This window comes from Colwellia sp. SU-HH01217, assembly GCF_057543495.1.
On sequence record NZ_BAAJLX010000010.1, the window covers coordinates 41,184 to 59,002 of the forward strand.

The window sequence follows — 17,819 nt, forward strand, 5'->3', positions numbered from 1 at the left end:
TTATGCTCCTTTTTTGCCGTTAGCGCCATCAATCATAGGTAAATCTAGGCCTTGTTCTTTTGCACAATTAATAGCGATTTCGTAACCCGCATCAGCATGGCGCATTACGCCTGTAGCAGGATCATTCCATAAAACGCGTGAAATTCTATCGTGTGCCTCTTCAGTACCGTCAGCTACAATTACAATGCCGGAGTGTTGACTAAAGCCCATTCCTACACCGCCGCCGTGATGAATGCTCACCCAAGTAGCACCACCGGAAGTTGATAATAAAGCATTAAGTAATGGCCAATCTGAAACTGCATCAGAGCCGTCCATCATACTTTCTGTTTCGCGGTTAGGTGAAGCAACCGAGCCTGAATCTAAATGATCGCGACCGATGACAACAGGCGCAGATAATTCACCATTTTTCACCATTTCATTAAAAGCTAATGCTAAACGGGCGCGGTCTTTTAAACCAACCCAGCATATGCGTGAAGGTAAGCCTTGAAAAGCAATACGCTCTTTCGCCATATCTAACCAATTATGTAAATGAGCATCGTCAGGTATTAACTCTTTAACCTTGGCATCTGTTTTGTAAATATCTTCTGGATCGCCTGAAAGTGCTACCCAGCGAAATGGTCCAACACCTTCACAAAATAAAGGACGAATATAAGCAGGTACAAATCCTGGGAAATCAAAGGCATTAGTTACACCTTCTTCGAGCGCCATTTGGCGAATATTATTACCGTAATCTGTGGTTGCAGCACCTGCTGATTGTAAATCAAGCATCGCTTGCACCTGAATCGCCATGGATTGTTTGGCAGCTTTAACTACTGCCGCTTCATCTTTTTTACGCATCTGTGCAGCATGCTCCATGCTCCAACCTTGAGGTAGGTAACCATTTAAAGGATCATGAGCAGACGTTTGATCAGTAACGACATCAGGCACAATTCCACGCTTAACTAATTCTGGAAATACATCTGCAGCATTGCCAAGTAGGCCTACTGATATTGCTTCGCCTTTAGCGGTTGCTTGATTAATTATTGCTAATGCTTCGTCGAGATTGGTGGCTTTTACATCGACATAACGTGTTTGAATTCTAAAATCGATTCGAGTTTCGTCACATTCAACCACTAACGCAGAAAAACCTGCCATGGTTGCTGCTAGTGGTTGAGCACCACCCATACCTCCTAAACCACCAGTAAGTACCCACTTACCTGACGCGTCACCATTAAAATGTTGCTTTGCCATCGACACAAATGTTTCGTAAGTTCCTTGAACTATGCCTTGTGAGCCAATATAGATCCAAGAGCCAGCCGTCATTTGGCCGTACATCATCAGCCCTTTTTTATCGAGTTCGTTAAAGTGCTCCCAGTTGCCCCAGTTAGGTACAAGGTTAGAGTTGGCAATTAATACACGCGGTGCGTTATTGTGGGTTTTGAATACGCCGACAGGCTTCCCCGATTGCACCATTAATGTTTCATCATCTTCTAGACGATCTAAGGTTTCAATAATTTTGTCATAACACGCCCAGTTTCGAGCTGCTCGACCAATACCACCGTAAACGACTAATGACTGTGGATGTTCGGCGACTTCAGGATCTAGATTATTCATTAACATGCGCTTAGCGGCTTCTGTTAACCAACTTTTTGCGGTAATTTTACTGCCTCGAGCTGCTTTTATTACACGGCTTGTATCTAAGCGTGAGCTTTCAATGTTGTTTTGTTCAATATTCGTGGTCATATTTTTTTCCTTACTTGCACTTGCTATCTGTTACTGCATTTAAAATTGAGTCGTTATGACTAAAATATTAAATGGCTACCTAAACGATATTTATTACCGGGCGATGTTAATGTGGCTAAACTGACAACACCTTGACTAGACCATGTACGACGCTTAACTTGAAGGCATGGTACAGTGGCAGCGATCGCTAAATGCTGACAAACATAAGCATCAGCTAAAACAGCTTCAACCTCATGGGTTGCTTCGGTTAGTGGCGCTTCACTTGATAAATATTCATGGGGGGTTGTACTTGAAAAATCTTGGCCTAAATAATCAGGCACTAAATTGCGATTAACAAAGCGCTGCTCTAGTTGAATTGCTTCATTGTTTTCAAAATGCAAAACCTCAGAGTAAAAAACTTTATCGCTTGTTTTGAGGTTAAGTAATATGGCAATCTCTTCACTAACATCAACTTCTTTTAATAGAATTTGCTTCGCGCTATATAAGTGACCGCGATCGGCAATCTCATCGGCAATATTTCTAATTTCTAACAAAGAAGATTGTGATTTGAAGGTGGCAACGAAAGTACCTGCACCTTGGGTTCTTACTAGCAAGCCTTGTTCTGTCAGTTCTTGTAAAGCACGCCTAGCAGTCATGCGTGAGACACTAAACTCTGAGGCTAATTCATTTTCTGATGGCACTTTGCTATGCTGTTGCCATGCACCAGATTCAATATTGTCACAAATATGCTGTTTAATTACGGTAAACTTTGCTTTGGTTACTGGTTTTGTCATATTAATTTCAAATGCTACTTAACTTGTATATACAATTACATAATCTAAATGAAATTGCAATAGTTGTATATACAAGCTTGCTTGTTAAATTATCTTCGGGTAAAGTAATTGTTATTAACGGTTAACGCATGAATGTCTATACATAGCTTCAACAAGCATGCTGTAACTAAAAGTTAGTTAAACTTTAGTTCAAACGCGTAAACCTTACTGACTATTTATCGATTTTAATTAAACTTTCATACTGGACTCATCATGAGCACTTCACATTGGCAATCACTTTGGACGAATATTCACTTAGCAACTATGACAGATGGTAGTAGCAGTTATGGTGAAATTGAAAATGGTGCTTTAGCCATTAGTGAGGGGAAAATTGCTTGGCTAGGTAAAGCACAAGATATTCCTGAGTATGATGTTAAAAAAGTACAGGTTATCGACGGTAAAGGACAATGGATGAGTCCAGGGTTAATTGACTGTCATACTCACTTAGTTTATGGCGGTAACCGTGCGAATGAATTCGAAATGCGCTTACAAGGTAAAAGCTACCAAGAAATAGCGAATGCCGGTGGTGGCATTGTCTCTACAGTTAAAGCCACTCGCGCTGCAAGTGAAACAGAATTACTTAACAGTGCTTTATCTCGATTAACTGCGTTACACAAACAAGGTGTTACTACAGTTGAAGTTAAATCAGGTTATGGATTAGATACCGAAAGTGAGATAAAAATGCTGTCAGTGGCAGGTCAATTAGCAGAGCACTTACCCGTTACGATTAAACGCACTTTTTTAGGTGCGCATGCGTTACCTACTGAATATAAAGATCAGCCCGATGCTTATATTGATTTAGTGTGCAAGGAAATGATGCCAACAATTGCACAGCAACAATTGGCTGATACCGTTGATGTTTTTTGTGAAAATATTGGTTTTAATCTTGAGCAAACAGAGCGAGTATTTCTAGCAGCTCAACAAAATGATTTAGCGATAAAAGTACATGCTGAGCAACTGTCGGATTTAGGAGGAACAGCACTGGCTGCAAAATATCAGGCTTTGTCTGCTGATCATGTTGAATTTTTATCTTTTGAAGGCGTAAAAGCTATGGCGGCGGCTAATATGACTGCCGTGTTATTGCCCGGTGCTTATTATTTTTTACGTGAAACACAATTGCCGCCCATTGATGCGTTACGAGAACAAGGCGTGTCAATCGCGATTGCTACAGATGTTAACCCGGGTTCTTCGCCAATTTGCTCACTACAACTCATGTTAAATATGGCATGTACTTTATTTCGATTAACTCCAGCAGAAGCAATAGCAGGGGTGACTTGTCATGGTGCAAAAGCTTTAGGTCTTAGCAACTCAAAAGGGCAATTAAAAGTGGGGTATGATGCTGATTTAGCGTGTTGGGATATTAAACAGCCGGCAGAGCTTTGTTATCAATTTGGTGTTAATCCATTAACTTCTTTAATTAAGAACGGGGTAGAGGTGATTAGCTCTTCGACAACTTAAATTGATAATAATCAATTATTTTAATACCTCAAGCTAGTTTTACAGTTATTGTAAAGCGATAACTATTAACAATTACTGTACAAAATTGTAACTTTTGATTAGGCTTAAGGCACGTGTAGTTAGAGCTTTAGGCTTAATATGGGTTGTTTTAAATTCCGTCGTTTTTTTTCCTCTTCGTTAAGTGTTATTGCCGCTTACCTTTTATTGTTTTCATTTCCTGTATTTGCCGCAGAAGTCTCTTTTGACTTTATTGAATTTAGTCTTTCTTTTGTGCTTGGTTTAACGTTGCCGGCTTTGTTAATAGCTGTATTAATGAAACCTAGGGTGACTGCCAATTGGCTACTTCCATGCGCACTTTCGACAAGTACTTTAGGTGTTTTACTTTCTGTTATTTATTTGACTGATTTTCAAGTTGTCGCGGTATTATCTTTCTCAATGCTATTTTTGACCTTGCTATATTTATGGCCACTGGTAAATGAGTTAATCCAAAGCCAAGATGTTTATGAAATAAAGCCTATTAAATTATCTATTTATCTTATTAGTGGAAGTGCGGCGCTTTATCTACTCTTACTGTGGTTTGCACCTGCGATAGAAGACCATTTTTCTTGGGTTGTTGTTAATTTAATCTTGCTGATTATTGGTTTAATACAAGTGGCTAAATTATCAACGAAAAAAGCACGTCAAAATTTATACCGTTTAACGACACCATGGGGATTGGGTGTGATATTTGCTGTGGTGATGTATTTAGGCGTGTTAGGTAAAATTGACCTCATTTGGGGGGTAGTACTACTTGTCTTAACGTTTATGGCTGCCTTAATAAATGGCAATTGGCTGCTCATACAGCAAGTGATTAACTCTAAACCTGAAAATACGTCTATTGCTAACATTAGTAAAGAGGAGTTATTTGCTTTTACTCATGACCCGTCGACTAACTTACCGAACTATCAACAAGCAATTAAGTGCTTTGCCCATAAAGTGAAAACGATTCAACACAGTCAATATGCTGCTATTGTTTTTAAACCAATAAACTTTCATCAAGTTAACTCAGTATTAGGGCGTCATAATTCAGATATTTTATTATTACAGCTTGCCTATTGTTTGCAAAAAAAAGTGGCTAATCATGCTGAGTTATTAGCGTTAGACATTAATGCGAGCAACATACGCCTTGCTCGCTTGCAAAGCTTGCACTTCTTGGTGGTGCTTGATTTATCGAATATAAACCACAATAAAAAAAGTATTGTTGATGAGCTTTGCCAACAGTTGTTATCTTCGGTTCCTGAAGCGATGAGTTTTAAGAGTTTTTCTTTAAATTTTGAATTGGCCTTTGGCGTCGCTTTTACTGGAGAGCATGGTGATAATGTAGCTGAAGTGATTGAGCATGCAACAGATGCATTGTTGTTATCGGAGAGTAATCAATTACCAATTAATTACTACGATCACAGCACAACACTTTATACCGAACGTCAATTATTAAATATGGAGCTGCTTAAACAAGACCTTGCAGATGATAACTTTCATTGGTATTTACAGCCTCAAATAAATGTCAATGATAAAAATATCAAAGGCTTTGAGCTTATGGTGCATTGGTACAATAGTGGTGATGAACCGTTAGAGTTGCATGAATTTATTGAAATAGCTGAGCACAGCGGTGATGTTTATTCATTGACCCAAAAAATGATCACTCAAGCTTGTAGTGCCTTGTTTAATTTATCCAAGTTTGGCATTTATCAACCTGTTTCTATCAATTTATCGAGTAAAGATTTATTAGAACCTGAACTGGTTGACTTTATCGAAACTCAAACCGCTAAATTTGGTGTTTCAACAAAATATTTAATCGTTGAGCTAAGCGAGTCGGTAATGCTTACCGCTAATGTTCGTGCAAAAGCAATGATTGATCAATTAAAGGCACTGGGTGTGGGTATTGCCATCGATAGTTTTTCTGGTAGTTATGAAGCTCTACGTTACTTAAGGAAAATGTCGATTAATCAAGTTAAAATAGATTGCCAATTATTGGGAAATACTGAAGAAAGCCGTGCAGAAAAAGCAATTGTGAATGCATTAATCAATCTTGCTAGAACAATGCAACTCCCGTTAATTGGTTATGGAATTGACAATAAAGTCGTGGAGCAAACATTTTTAAGCATGGGCGGTGATGTTGCTCAAGGAACGTTAATTAAACACGGTGTTGTGTTTGATGAACTTGAGATCTGGTTAAATAACTGGTTTAGAGAATATCCCAATGCAAAGCCTGCCAAACATTAATGTTGTCGTTCAGCGCAATATGCAAAATAAATTCATATAGACCGTAAAAGTCTATGGTCTATTCAATATCTAAAGGGTCGGGAGATAATATAATACCGGTATTATCGGCATATATATGATCGTCAGGTAAGAAGGTTACGCCGCCAAAGTTTATGGCTACATCACTTGCCCCGTTGTCATCTATATCTGCCCCAACAGGGATAGATACTAAACTTTGAATGCCAATGTCAACATCCTCTAAGGCATCCACTTCTCTTATACTGCCGTAACAGATAATACCTTCCCAGTTGTTTTCATAAGCTTGGCTAGCAATATCAAAATCAATTAGCGCTCTGCGTGTTGAGCCGCCGCCGTCTATTACTAATACTTTTCCTGTACCATCACTTGATACTATTTGAGATATTAGACCGTTGCTTTCAAAACACTTTATGGTAACCACTTGTCCACCAAAAGAGCTTCTTCCACCATAATTGCTAAAAATTGGTTCTACAACATCGATCAAATCTGCGTAGATATTACATAGTTCAGAAGTATTGTATTCCATTGTTTTCTCATTAAGCGACACACTAAATTGGTGTAGTCGATTATAACCTAGCTAGTTAACTATTCAACAGAGCCAAGAATAAAGAGTGCTGAATTGAATAAAAAGGGTTAAAAATAAATATTCAGTCTATACTCAAGTAAGTGAATATCTTTATTATTATTTTTGGAAGATTATGTTAATTAAACACAAATTAATTGCGAATAGCGTCATTCTTGTTATCGCTATGTTATTGATGCTTATTTTGTTGAATTTTTCCGTTACCTCTTTAGAAAAAGATGTTGATGTTGCCAGACAAATAGGTGAAGTCGAGTCTCTCGTATTGCAATTACGAAGAGATGAAAAAGATTTTATGATGCGTAAAAACTTAAAACATTTTGATGCTTATACTAAGCATATGAAAGACTTACAAAGTAAGGTTAATACACTCGATAAGGCATTTATTGATATAGGGCAACCATTGCCTGAAATTGGTGGGATAAGAAGTGTATTAAGCGAATACAGTAAAAATTTTAATGCGTTAGTTGAGTCTCAAAAACGTATTGGCTTGACTGCTCAGGATGGCTTGTATGGTGAATTAAGGGCTGCTGTTCATAATATAGAAGCGCTTATTGGCGAGCAAGACTATGAACTGCTTAGCCAGATGCTTAAATTAAGGCGTAATGAAAAAGACTTTTTACTAAGAATGGATGAAAGTTATGCTGACAAATTATCAAATAATATTAGTGTGATGAGCAATACTATTGATGCGAGTAATTATACAGCGAGCCAAAAAGAGCAAGCGAAAACTATGCTCGACAATTATTTTATCGCTTTCAAGCATTTAGTCGCGGAACAACGCGCATTAGGTTATTCATCCGAACTTGGTTTAAGGGAAACAATGCGTAAAGCAATCCACCAAGTTGATGAAAAACTGGAAAAATTACTAAGCAACAGTAAAAAGAATGTTGAAGAACACAATGTCTTCGTCCATCAGTTAGCCTACAGTGTGTTTTTCCTTGTACTTATTTTAGCCACAGCTTTTGCGCTTTACGTGAGTAAAAGCATATTATCTGGCATTACAAAACTTAAAGATACTATGGTGAATGTTGCGCAGACTAATGATTTAAGTATTGTTATTGCTGTCGAAGGCAAAGACGAATTAGCAGAAATGGCCAATGTGTTTAATAACATGATTACTAGCTTTAGAAATCTTATTGTTGAAGTAGGGCATTCAGTATCAACGCTTAATGAAGTGACTCAAAATTTAACTGAAAACATACATACAGCAAACTCAGGTGTAGATGCCCAAATACAAGAAACGGATATGGTAGCTACAGCTGTTACCGAAATGGTTGCAACCGTAGATGAAATTGCTAGCAACACCAGAGAGGCGGCAAGTAAAGCAGAAAGTACAAACCAAAATGCAGACGAAGGGCGTAAAGGGGTAGAAAAAACAATAAACCAAATTGATTTACTTTCAAAGCAGTTGTCTGATGCTGAATCGGTTGTACATGAACTAGAAAAAGATAGTGTAACGATTGGTTCTGTTTTAGATGTTATTCGAGGGATTGCTGAACAAACTAATTTATTAGCGCTTAATGCTGCTATTGAAGCTGCCCGGGCAGGAGAACAAGGAAGAGGTTTTGCTGTAGTTGCTGATGAAGTAAGAACCTTAGCCAGCCGAACACAAGACTCGACACAAGAAATTGAAAGTATTATAGGCTCGCTGCAAAGTCGAACTACAGACATTGTTAAGAATATGGCGAGTTGCCGTACTCAAGGTCATGAAAGCGCTAATGAAGCGGGATCTGCAGGAAAGATGCTGGAAGAAATTACTCAAGATGTATCATTAATTATGGAAATGAATGCCGCTATTGCCAATGCTATTCAAGAACAAAGTTCAGTAGCTTCAGAAGTGAACCAACATGTTATCTCAATAAGGGATGTTGCTGAGCAATCAGGACAATCATCACACCATAATGCACAAATGAGTGAAGAGTTATCACAACAAGCCAATGTATTAAATAATGAAATTAGTCGCTTTAAAGTATAGAAATTATCTGGGTTAATATTAAAAGTGGCAAATGATTCACGATCATTTGCCACTTTATTTTTATGCTAATTGTTTTGTTGAGACATATATTAAAGCTCAACACTGCAATGTTTAATATTACACTTGAGTGATGTTAATCATTGCTTCACGACTATGACCACTTGCTTTTAACTCGGCAAGGTATTGTTGCCAGAGTTCTTGATAGCGGTAGCCCAGTCCATGTAAATAACTTTCACTATAAATAGCACTATACTGATCATCAAAAATCAATCGATAACCGTGCTTGCCTACGGATTCAATCGATAAAAGTCTGACTTCTTTTTTATGAGTAACAAGCGCTTTTCCTTTATTACCACTCGCATCTTGTGGTGCAAAGACCCGAACAAATTCATAACTTAATGTTAGGGTTTGTTCTGGTGATACTTTATTCGCTGAAAAATTAATTTCAAGTTCTGCAGCACTATTATTTAAGGTAAAACGCTCTATATGAAACATAGTTATCTAATGATTAATTTATAAAATAAAACGGCTCAGATCTTCATTTTGTACTAGCTCAGTTAATGTACTGTTTACAAAGTTCTTATCGATGACTAAGGTCTCGCCTGAACGATCATTGGCATTAAATGAAATATCTTCAATTAATCTTTCCATCATGGTGTGTAATCGACGTGCCCCAATATTTTCAGTATTTTCATTAACTTGCCATGCAGCATTAGCAATTGCATTAATGCCGTCATCTGTGAATTCTATGGCTAAACCTTCTGTTGCCAGCAAAGCAATATATTGTTCGGTTAACGAAGCAAAAGGTTCAGTTAATATACGGACAAAATCTTCTGTCGTTAAGGCCTGAAGCTCAACTCTGATAGGGAGGCGGCCTTGCAGTTCAGGAATTAAATCTGATGGTTTTGCCATTTGAAATGCACCAGAAGCAACAAATAAAATGTGATCAGTTTTGATCATGCCATGCTTTGTGCTAACTGTTGAACCTTCAATTAAAGGTAATAAATCTCGCTGAACTCCTTCACGAGATACGTCTGGGCCAGAAGAATCGCCACGCTTACAAATTTTGTCGATTTCATCAATAAAAACAATGCCATTTTGTTCAACGGCAAAAATCGCCTTTTCTTTGATGTCATCTTGATTAACTATTTTAGCAGCTTCTTCTTCTTGCAGTGCTTTTAAGGCATCTTTGATTTTTAGCTTACGCTTTTTAGTTTTGTCACTTGAGATGTTTTGAAACATATTCTGTAACTGTGATGTCATGTCTTCCATGCCTGGAGGCGCCATGATTTCAACGCCCATTTGTGGCGCGGCTAAATCAATTTCAACGGTTTTGTCGTTTAACTGACCTTCGCGTAATTTTTTGCGAAATACTTGACGAGTTCCTGAGTTATCCGCAGGTGTATTATCACTAAAGTCTTCAATCGGCTTAGGAAGTAATATATCAAGAATGCGTTCTTCGGCGGCTTCTTCAGCTAAGTGCTTAACGCGAGACATTTCTTGTTCTTTCGTGATTTTAATAGCAACGTCCGCTAAATCACGAATGATAGTTTCAACTTCTTTACCCACATAACCTACTTCGGTAAATTTAGTGGCTTCAACTTTAATGAAAGGCGCATTCGCAAGTTTAGCTAAACGACGTGCTATTTCTGTTTTTCCTACCCCTGTTGGGCCAATCATTAATATATTTTTAGGTGTCACTTCTGCACGCAAATCTTCATTTAATTGCATTCTGCGCCAGCGATTTCTTAATGCGATAGCAACGGCTCGTTTGGCATCGGCTTGGCCAACAATGTGACTGTCTAATTCGTGAACTATTTCACGCGGGGTCATACTCGACATAAAATTTTACCTATAAATAAAGTAGTGTGTGGGCTAGTTATAGCTCATCTATAGTAGGGTTATGATTGGTAAATACACAAATATCGCCTGCTATCTTAAGTGATTTTTCAACAATTTCTCTTGCTGATAACTCGGTGTTTTCTAATAATGCTGTAGCTGCAGATTGGGCAAAATTTCCACCACTGCCAATAGCAATTAAATCGTTTTCAGGCTGAACTACATCGCCATTACCTGTAATAATTAACGAAGCGGTTTCATCGGCGACTGCAAGTAAAGCTTCAAGTTTTCTTAAGGCCCGATCGCTTCGCCAATCTTTTGCTAGCTCAACGGCAGCTTTGGTTAAGTGCCCTTGGTGTTGTTCAAGTTTGCTCTCAAAGCGTTCGAATAAAGTGAATGCATCGGCAGTACCGCCAGCAAAACCGGCTAATACTTTGTCATTATATAAACGTCGAACTTTTTTAGCGTTACCTTTCATTACGGTATTGCCAAGAGAAACTTGGCCGTCGCCACCAATGACAACTTTGCCATTGCGTCTTACTGATACGATAGTAGTCACATTTAACCTCAATCTATGGAGCGACAATATAGTATTGTCGCTTTATTTATATAAGATTAAATTGGGGAGGGTTTTGTGCTTTTCAAGAGGAAAGGTAAATCTAGTGAGATTTATCTCCAAGTCCAAATCTGGCAATGGTTAACTTTGGATTTGCTTAATTGGTGTTTATCTTTTTCAGCATTACGCTTGCGAGAGTATGGCCCTAAAATAACCTTATACCAAATGCCCGTGCTACCTTTTACTTGTTTGACTTGAGATTCAATACCAGAAAAAGCAATAGTTGCTTTAAGTTTATCTGCTTGAGCTTTAGTTCTAAAAGAGCCACATTGCATTTGGTAAGGTCCACCATTTTTTACTTCATACTCACCAACTTCAACTTCTTTTGTTTTTAGTTGATCGACATAAGTCCACTTTTCCTTGGGTGGTTTAGGGAGTGATGAATCGCCTGATTTATTATCTTCTTTTGTATCTACTTGTGAATTAACTGGTGTTTTGGATTTAGTAACAGACGGACTAACATCTTTAATAGACCACAAAAAATAGGCAGAAGCCGCGATTAATATAATAGTAGTTAAACCGATCAGTTTAACTTTTAACCCGATGCTTTTTTTCTCAGGTGCTGCTTTCTTTTTATAAGGATTCTTTTTTTTGTTTGTTGCACGAGGGCGGGATACATAATCCTGATGAGCCATGGGGAAATACTCTTAAATAGCTTGCTTAATATCAATCTCATTAATTATGTGATCATTTCTACGGGTTAAAATAACCAACTACTGTGTTATTTATTTAATAATTAGAACAACTAGTTTTTAAAATAAATGCTTTGTATTTGGTAATTTTTCTTACGTATAAAGTAGATCACTTAGTTAATTAAATTGGTATAAATGATAATTAGACGGAAAATTTTTTTGTTATTTTAACTGAGTAAATTTAAAATGATACAACTTTGTTATGTCATTTACACTCGAATGGCGAGTAAGGAGCAGGAAGTCATTAATCATTTTCCCTCCAATTTACCAGCTCAAATCTTGTGGATCGACATCCAGTGACCATCGCACTTTTTTTTGCCATTCATTCATGGTGATTTGTTGTAAAAGGTGATGCAAACCTAAATGTAATTGTTTTCGGCTTTTGGCTTGAACAATTAAGTGATAACGAAATTTTCCAGCCTTTTTTTCCATTGCAGCCGGCACAGGTCCTGCAAATTCACAACCTTCAACGCTGACACTTGATAGTGAACGTAAAAATTTGTCTGGATAAGAAGGGTAGTTTGCTTCAGCTCTAAATAAAGCTTGATAACTAAAAGGCGGTAATAATGCTTGGCTACGTTCAATTAGTGCATGTTGTGCAAAGTGGTGGTAACCATTGTTGACTAAGTCTTGTAATAAAGGGTGTTCGGGATAATGTGTTTGAATTAATACTTTACCGGGTTTGCTTTCTCTTCCTGCTCGTCCAGCTACTTGAATAAGTAATTGTGCCATTTGTTCTGCGGCTCTAAAATCAAAACTAAATAAAGCTCCGTCTACATCTAATACCGCCACTAAAGTAACATCTGGAAAGTGGTGTCCTTTAGCAAGCATTTGAGTGCCAACTAATAATTGGTGTTTTTTGTCACTCACTTCTTGTAACAGTTTTGCTAACTCGCCTTTTTTTCGTGTGCTATCGCGATCAATTCGTACCACAGAGTAATCTTCAAACATCTCACTTATGCGGTCTTGCAATTGTTCAGTGCCATGGCCAATTGGTTTTATTCGCACGCTACCGCAACTAGGACATTGATAAGGCACACGTTTTTGGCTACCGCAATGATGACAGATTAATAACTGTTTTCCTTGATGCAAAGTGTATGGCTTATCACAACGTTGGCAGTCGGCTATCCAATGACATTCTTGGCAATTAATGGCTGGCGCGTATCCTCGGCGATTTAAAAATAATAAAACTTGTTCACCGCGGGCGAGTGTTTGTTTTATTTCTTGTTTTAACGTGCCAGAAAGACCATGCTCCACTTGTTGTTGAGCCATATCAATGAGCGCCATTTTAGCGACATTACTTTTACCTGCACGTTTTAACAATTGATGGTAATGATATTTACCACTCAGTGCATTTTGTAGGGTTTCTAAACTTGGGGTAGCACTTCCTAATACAATTGGAATATTTAACTGTCTTGCACGTAATATTGCAATATCGCGAGCATGGTAACGAAAACTATCTTGTTGCTTTAAAGAGCTGTCGTGCTCCTCATCCACAATGATCATTCCTAATTGATGAAAAGGAGAGAAAACTGCGGAGCGAGTGCCAATAACAATGGCAGCAATATTTTGCTTAGCAGCAAGCCAAGTATTTAATCGTTCATTGTCGTTAAGCGCTGAGTGGTGCAAATATATAGGCACATTAAAACGTTGTTCAAAGCGCATTAACATTTGTGGTGTTAAACCAATTTCAGGAACTAACACCAACACTTGTTGATTATCTGTTAATGCTTGTTCCATCGCTTGCAAATAAACTTCGGTTTTACCACTGCCTGTGATCCCTTCGATTAAATGACAACCAAAAACTGACTTAGATTGATTGACCGCTGAAACAATCACCGCTTGCTCTACAGATAATTTATGCTTATCTGCTTGGTTTAAGTCACGGGTGTGCCATGTAAATTTTTGAGGGTGTTGTGTTTTTTCAACAATAAGCGATTTATCTTTTAGGGCATTGAGTTGCACTTTACTGAAACCTAAAGTACGCAACTCAATCCAACTGATTGCTTTATGCGATTTTATCAGCTCAAATAAGTGAAACTGCTTAGGTGCTTTGTTTGCTAATGCATTAATTGTTTTTTGCTCTACCGCTTGCGAACATAACCATAAAGTAGAAGGTACAATTTTGGGCGGCTCAATTTTTCGAAGTAACACAGGTAACGCTTGCTGAAATACATCGCCCATTGGATGGTGATAATAACTGGCACAGGCTTTTAAAAAATGCAGCATCTGCTCATCTAAATTAAATGAATGTTGCATTCTTGATAGGACATTTTTAAGCTTATTTGCAGGAATGTCGCATTCATTGGTAATTTTTGTAACAATACCAACTACTTGCCTTGAACCAAATGGCACAACAACGCGTTCACCCAATGCAATGATAGGTGATTGTAGCTTTCCTGGTAAGCAATAGGTAAACAGCTGCCGCATAGGTACGGGAATTGCTACTTCTACATAGATGTTTGCATCTTCAATAGTCATTTAAAAGAAAGCACTACATTGTCATTAAATATAATCCGTTATTTTGACTGTTCATGGCTCTTGTGCCAAGTGACATTTAACTTAACGACAAAAAACTTAACTATTGTTTATTTATTTGTCAGTAACTATTGATGTTGGCGGGGCTATTGCTTATAATTCGCGCCCATTAATTAACTCGTATGGTATTTGGCAGCTTAATTTATTTCCTTAAGATTTAAATACTGACCAAGTGGCGATGCGGCTTATTAATTAGTTTGATTACTATTCACCTAACTAAAATAGGGTCAGCTAGTTAATATAAATATAGAGGTTTCTATGAAAGAAGGTATTCACCCTAGTTACGACGAACTAAAAGCAACTTGTTCTTGTGGTAACGTTATTGTTACTCGCTCTACAGCGAAAAAAGATATTCATTTAGACGTATGTTCAGAATGTCACCCGTTCTACACTGGTAAGCAAAAAGCTGCTGAAACTGGTGGTCGTGTTGATAAATTCAACAAACGTTTTGGTGCTCTTAGCGCGAAGTAATTCAGCTAAAATAACCGAGCATTCAAAATCCGTAATTAGGGAACTAATTACGGATTTTTTTATGGTTGGAATAAAATCTTACTGTTAATTACTCAATATTGTGTAAAATTAAGAGATTAAAAGAAAAATTTGTCTACATTTTTGTTTAAGGTATCTTCATGGCGAGAGAGCAATTTGGTATTTGTGCAGAGCCTAATCTGCATGGCACATATTTATTATTTAATGTATTAGAAGATAAAACACCTTATATTCGTGAAGCTTTATCGCGCTTGCCTGCTTTGTTTGATATGTATGCAGATAGATTTTCTGAAGCCAACCTTATTGGGGTTGTTGCTATTGGCGCTAATTATTGGGACGAGTTTAATCCTGAGTCAAGACCTAAACTGCTCGCACCATTTCCTGAAATGGCGTGTGAAGATCGTATCGCCCCATCTAACAACATAGATCTCTATATTGAAATTCGAAGTGATCGACAAGATACCAATCATATTGTTAGTACTAAAGTGTGCGATTTGCTTGCTGACAGTGTAGAGCTTATTGAACAAGTTCAAAGTTTTAGATTTTTAGATGGCAGAGATTTAACCGGATTTGTTGACGGCACAGAAAACCCGCAAGGACAACAACGACGTAAAGTAGCATTAGTGTCAGAAGAGCAAGATGCTGAGTTCTCTAGTGGCAGTTATCTGCATATTCAGCGATACCGACATAATTTAACGTTATGGAATACGATTGAGCAGCACAAGCAAGAAGATGTTTTTGGTCGTACTAAAATGGATAATATTGAATATTCATCACAAGACAAACCCCATACCGCTCATACCAAGCGTGCTAATTTAAAAAATGAAGCAGGGGAGACTATCGAGCTTTTAAGACAAAGTATGCCATATGGCGATATGAAGAAAAAAGGTTTGTTCTTTGTGTCATATTGCAGCACACCTAAGTCATTTGAAATTTTACTAGAAAGTATGATTTTTGGAGATGAGCAAGGTAATTTCGATCACTTGCTTAAATATACTGAAGCAGAAACTGGCGCCGCTTTTTTTGCGCCAAGTTTAAACTTTTTATCGGCATTGTCTGATGGTAACAATGCCTTAGAGATTGATAGTTTGGACGTTACGTTAGATTTTTAGAAAAAAGTAACTCTAAGCGATGGATCGTTTCTTCAATTGCCTTAACGTCTGTTGGGGCAATAAAAATAGTATCATCACCGGCAATAGTACCTAAAACGCCATCGCTTTTACTTAAGCTGTCTAATAATCTGGCAATTAGTTGTGCGGCGCCTGGACTCGTTCTGATAATGATCATGACATCGTTATGCTCAATGTCTAAAACTAATTGTTTTAAAGGGCTTTTAGCGGTGGGAACACCTAATTCTGCAGGTAAGCAATACACCATGTCTTGGCGTGCGTTACGAGTGCGAACTGCACCAAATTTACTGAGCATACGCGAGACTTTTGATTGACTGATGTTGTCAAAACCTTGCGATTTCAATGCTTCAACAATATCGCCTTGCGATCCGAACTGCTCTTCTTTTAATAAATCTTTAAATGCTTGAACGAGTGCTTCTTGCTTTTGTTGTCCGGTCATAATGTCTTGCTACTTTCAGCCTGTAAGTGAGGTGGTTACACAGATTATTTTTTCGTTATTAATACCTAAGTATAATTTCGAAAAATTTTTTAATACGTTATCATAATCTTACTAAATTTACTTATAATAGTTCCAGATAAATAAGCTCTATTAGTGAATATTTATTGTTTTTTGGCCTCTGATCCTATATCTTCTTGACCATCAAATTTTTTACGTATTTACTCAAATTTTTAAACTTCGGAGAAATCACATGAAAGTTGCTGTTTTAGGCGCAGCTGGCGGTATTGGCCAAGCGTTATCTTTATTGTTAAAAACTCAATTACCTGCAGGTTCTGAGTTATCATTATATGATGTTGCACCGGTAGTACCTGGTGTTGCTGTTGACTTATCTCACATACCAACTGACGTGAAAGTTGAAGGTTTTGGTGCTGACGCTTTAGGTAGCGCATTAACAGGTGCTGATATTGTATTAATTCCTGCTGGTATGCCACGCAAGCCAGGTATGGATCGTGCTGATTTATTTGCAGTAAATGCAGGTATTATTAAAACGCTTGCCGAAGGTATTGTTGCAAACTGTCCGAAAGCTTTGGTTGGTATTATCACTAACCCAGTAAACGGAACGGTACCAATTGTTGCTGAAGTATTTAAAAAAGCAGGTACATACGATGCAGCTCGCGTATTTGGTATTACCACTCTTGATGTTATTCGTAGTGAAGCATTCGTTGCAGAGTTAAAGGGCTTAAATGTTGCTAACGTTGAAGTGCCAGTTATTGGTGGCCACTCAGGCACGACAATTCTTCCTCTTTTATCTCAAGTTGAAGGTGTTACTTTTACTGATGAAGAAGTGGCTGCTTTAACACCACGTATTCAAAATGCAGGTACTGAAGTCGTAAATGCTAAAGCGGGTGGCGGTAGTGCTACTTTATCAATGGGCGCAGCAGCAGCACGTTTTTGTATGTCTTTAGTGAAAGGTTTACAGGGCGAAGATGTTGTTGATTACGCATACATTGAAGGCGCTGGTGAAGATGCACAATTCTTTGCTCAACCTGTACGTTTAGGTGTAAACGGTGTAAAAGAAATTTTATCTTACGGCGCGTTAAGTGCGTTTGAAGAAAAAGCAAAAGTTGATATGTTAGATACACTTAAAGCTGATATCAAAGAAGGTATTGACTTTATCAATGGCTAATAAATAATTTAGCTATTTATTAAGTAATAAAAAAGCCGCAATTTATTGCGGTTTTTTTAT

The 17,819-nt window shown here is 37.7% G+C and carries 15 protein-coding genes; 6 read left to right on the forward strand and 9 right to left on the reverse strand.

Features of this window, described 5'->3' with window-relative positions; all coding sequences use genetic code 11:
* Together hutU and hutC are read right to left on the reverse strand one after the other, a co-directional pair.
* Window positions 1-1,722 carry a urocanate hydratase gene (gene hutU, locus AC27G3_RS12735; protein WP_487122093.1) on the reverse strand — a complete coding sequence of 574 codons (1,722 nt, stop codon included), beginning with the start codon at window positions 1,720-1,722 and terminating at the stop codon, window positions 1-3.
* A 59-nt stretch (window positions 1,723-1,781) separates the two neighbouring features.
* A complete protein-coding gene (gene hutC, locus AC27G3_RS12740) occupies window positions 1,782-2,495 on the reverse strand; it encodes a histidine utilization transcriptional repressor HutC (protein ID WP_487122095.1) in 714 nt (237 codons plus the stop codon).
* A gap of 252 nt (window positions 2,496-2,747) precedes the next feature.
* On the opposite strand from hutC, the gene hutI reads away from it, so the two are divergent.
* Both hutI and AC27G3_RS12750 read left to right on the forward strand, forming a co-directional pair.
* Window positions 2,748-3,992 (forward strand): imidazolonepropionase, encoded by a 1,245-nt coding sequence (hutI, locus tag AC27G3_RS12745; protein WP_487122097.1) that lies wholly within the window; start codon window positions 2,748-2,750, stop codon window positions 3,990-3,992.
* A gap of 138 nt (window positions 3,993-4,130) precedes the next feature.
* Complete coding sequence (locus AC27G3_RS12750; protein WP_487122099.1) at window positions 4,131-6,254, forward strand: EAL domain-containing protein; 2,124 nt, start codon at window positions 4,131-4,133, stop codon at window positions 6,252-6,254.
* Between the two features lie 58 nt (window positions 6,255-6,312).
* Here AC27G3_RS12750 and rraA read toward each other — a convergent pair whose 3' ends face one another.
* Window positions 6,313-6,798, reverse strand: a complete 486-nt coding sequence (rraA, locus tag AC27G3_RS12755; RefSeq protein ID WP_487122101.1) for a ribonuclease E activity regulator RraA — start codon at window positions 6,796-6,798, stop codon at window positions 6,313-6,315.
* 172 nt (window positions 6,799-6,970) lie between these two features.
* Between rraA and AC27G3_RS12760 the strand changes: the two genes are divergently transcribed.
* Window positions 6,971-8,830, forward strand: coding sequence for a methyl-accepting chemotaxis protein (locus AC27G3_RS12760; RefSeq protein ID WP_487122103.1), 1,860 nt, complete (start codon window positions 6,971-6,973; stop codon window positions 8,828-8,830).
* A 117-nt stretch (window positions 8,831-8,947) separates the two neighbouring features.
* Here AC27G3_RS12760 and AC27G3_RS12765 read toward each other — a convergent pair whose 3' ends face one another.
* From AC27G3_RS12765 to priA, 5 genes are all read right to left on the reverse strand, one after another.
* Window positions 8,948-9,325, reverse strand: a complete 378-nt coding sequence (locus tag AC27G3_RS12765; protein ID WP_487122105.1) for a gamma-butyrobetaine hydroxylase-like domain-containing protein — start codon at window positions 9,323-9,325, stop codon at window positions 8,948-8,950.
* Window positions 9,326-9,343: 18 nt separating this feature from the next.
* On the reverse strand, window positions 9,344-10,672 hold the full coding sequence (gene hslU / locus AC27G3_RS12770; protein ID WP_487122107.1) for an ATP-dependent protease ATPase subunit HslU: 1,329 nt from the start codon (window positions 10,670-10,672) through the stop codon (window positions 9,344-9,346).
* A gap of 37 nt (window positions 10,673-10,709) precedes the next feature.
* Window positions 10,710-11,228, reverse strand: coding sequence for an ATP-dependent protease subunit HslV (gene hslV / locus AC27G3_RS12775; RefSeq protein ID WP_487122109.1), 519 nt, complete (start codon window positions 11,226-11,228; stop codon window positions 10,710-10,712).
* 110 nt (window positions 11,229-11,338) lie between these two features.
* Window positions 11,339-11,920, reverse strand: coding sequence for an SPOR domain-containing protein (locus AC27G3_RS12780; protein WP_487122111.1), 582 nt, complete (start codon window positions 11,918-11,920; stop codon window positions 11,339-11,341).
* Window positions 11,921-12,241: 321 nt separating this feature from the next.
* On the reverse strand, window positions 12,242-14,458 hold the full coding sequence (gene priA, locus AC27G3_RS12785) for a primosomal protein N' (RefSeq protein WP_487122113.1): 2,217 nt from the start codon (window positions 14,456-14,458) through the stop codon (window positions 12,242-12,244).
* A gap of 315 nt (window positions 14,459-14,773) precedes the next feature.
* On the opposite strand from priA, the gene rpmE reads away from it, so the two are divergent.
* Window positions 14,774-14,986 (forward strand): 50S ribosomal protein L31, encoded by a 213-nt coding sequence (gene rpmE, locus AC27G3_RS12790; protein ID WP_487122115.1) that lies wholly within the window; start codon window positions 14,774-14,776, stop codon window positions 14,984-14,986.
* A gap of 158 nt (window positions 14,987-15,144) precedes the next feature.
* Entirely contained in the window at window positions 15,145-16,116 is a 972-nt protein-coding gene (locus AC27G3_RS12795; RefSeq protein ID WP_487122117.1) for a Dyp-type peroxidase, read from the forward strand.
* On the opposite strand, the gene argR is transcribed toward AC27G3_RS12795, so the two are convergent.
* The gene (gene argR / locus AC27G3_RS12800; RefSeq protein WP_487122119.1) at window positions 16,100-16,573 is read right to left on the reverse strand and encodes a transcriptional regulator ArgR; all 474 of its coding nucleotides are present in this window, start codon (window positions 16,571-16,573) and stop codon (window positions 16,100-16,102) included. The genes AC27G3_RS12795 and argR overlap by 17 nt on opposite strands.
* A gap of 250 nt (window positions 16,574-16,823) precedes the next feature.
* On the opposite strand from argR, the gene mdh reads away from it, so the two are divergent.
* Window positions 16,824-17,759 (forward strand): malate dehydrogenase, encoded by a 936-nt coding sequence (gene mdh / locus AC27G3_RS12805; RefSeq protein ID WP_487122121.1) that lies wholly within the window; start codon window positions 16,824-16,826, stop codon window positions 17,757-17,759.
* Window positions 17,760-17,819 lie beyond the last annotated feature (60 nt).

Bases quoted from the DNA above. Each gene is read 5' to 3' on its own strand.
- hutU (WP_487122093.1), bottom strand. From the start codon at position 1,722: ATGACCACGAATATTGAACAAAACAACATTGAAAGCTCACGCTTAGAT.
- hutC (WP_487122095.1), bottom strand. From the start codon at position 2,495: ATGACAAAACCAGTAACCAAAGCAAAGTTTACCGTAATTAAACAGCAT.
- hutI (WP_487122097.1), top strand. From the start codon at position 2,748: ATGAGCACTTCACATTGGCAATCACTTTGGACGAATATTCACTTAGCA.
- AC27G3_RS12750 (WP_487122099.1), top strand. From the start codon at position 4,131: ATGGGTTGTTTTAAATTCCGTCGTTTTTTTTCCTCTTCGTTAAGTGTT.
- rraA (WP_487122101.1), bottom strand. From the start codon at position 6,798: ATGGAATACAATACTTCTGAACTATGTAATATCTACGCAGATTTGATC.
- AC27G3_RS12760 (WP_487122103.1), top strand. From the start codon at position 6,971: ATGTTAATTAAACACAAATTAATTGCGAATAGCGTCATTCTTGTTATC.
- AC27G3_RS12765 (WP_487122105.1), bottom strand. From the start codon at position 9,325: ATGTTTCATATAGAGCGTTTTACCTTAAATAATAGTGCTGCAGAACTT.
- hslU (WP_487122107.1), bottom strand. From the start codon at position 10,672: ATGTCGAGTATGACCCCGCGTGAAATAGTTCACGAATTAGACAGTCAC.
- AC27G3_RS12780 (WP_487122111.1), bottom strand. From the start codon at position 11,920: ATGGCTCATCAGGATTATGTATCCCGCCCTCGTGCAACAAACAAAAAA.
- priA (WP_487122113.1), bottom strand. From the start codon at position 14,458: ATGACTATTGAAGATGCAAACATCTATGTAGAAGTAGCAATTCCCGTA.
- rpmE (WP_487122115.1), top strand. From the start codon at position 14,774: ATGAAAGAAGGTATTCACCCTAGTTACGACGAACTAAAAGCAACTTGT.
- AC27G3_RS12795 (WP_487122117.1), top strand. From the start codon at position 15,145: ATGGCGAGAGAGCAATTTGGTATTTGTGCAGAGCCTAATCTGCATGGC.
- argR (WP_487122119.1), bottom strand. From the start codon at position 16,573: ATGACCGGACAACAAAAGCAAGAAGCACTCGTTCAAGCATTTAAAGAT.
- mdh (WP_487122121.1), top strand. From the start codon at position 16,824: ATGAAAGTTGCTGTTTTAGGCGCAGCTGGCGGTATTGGCCAAGCGTTA.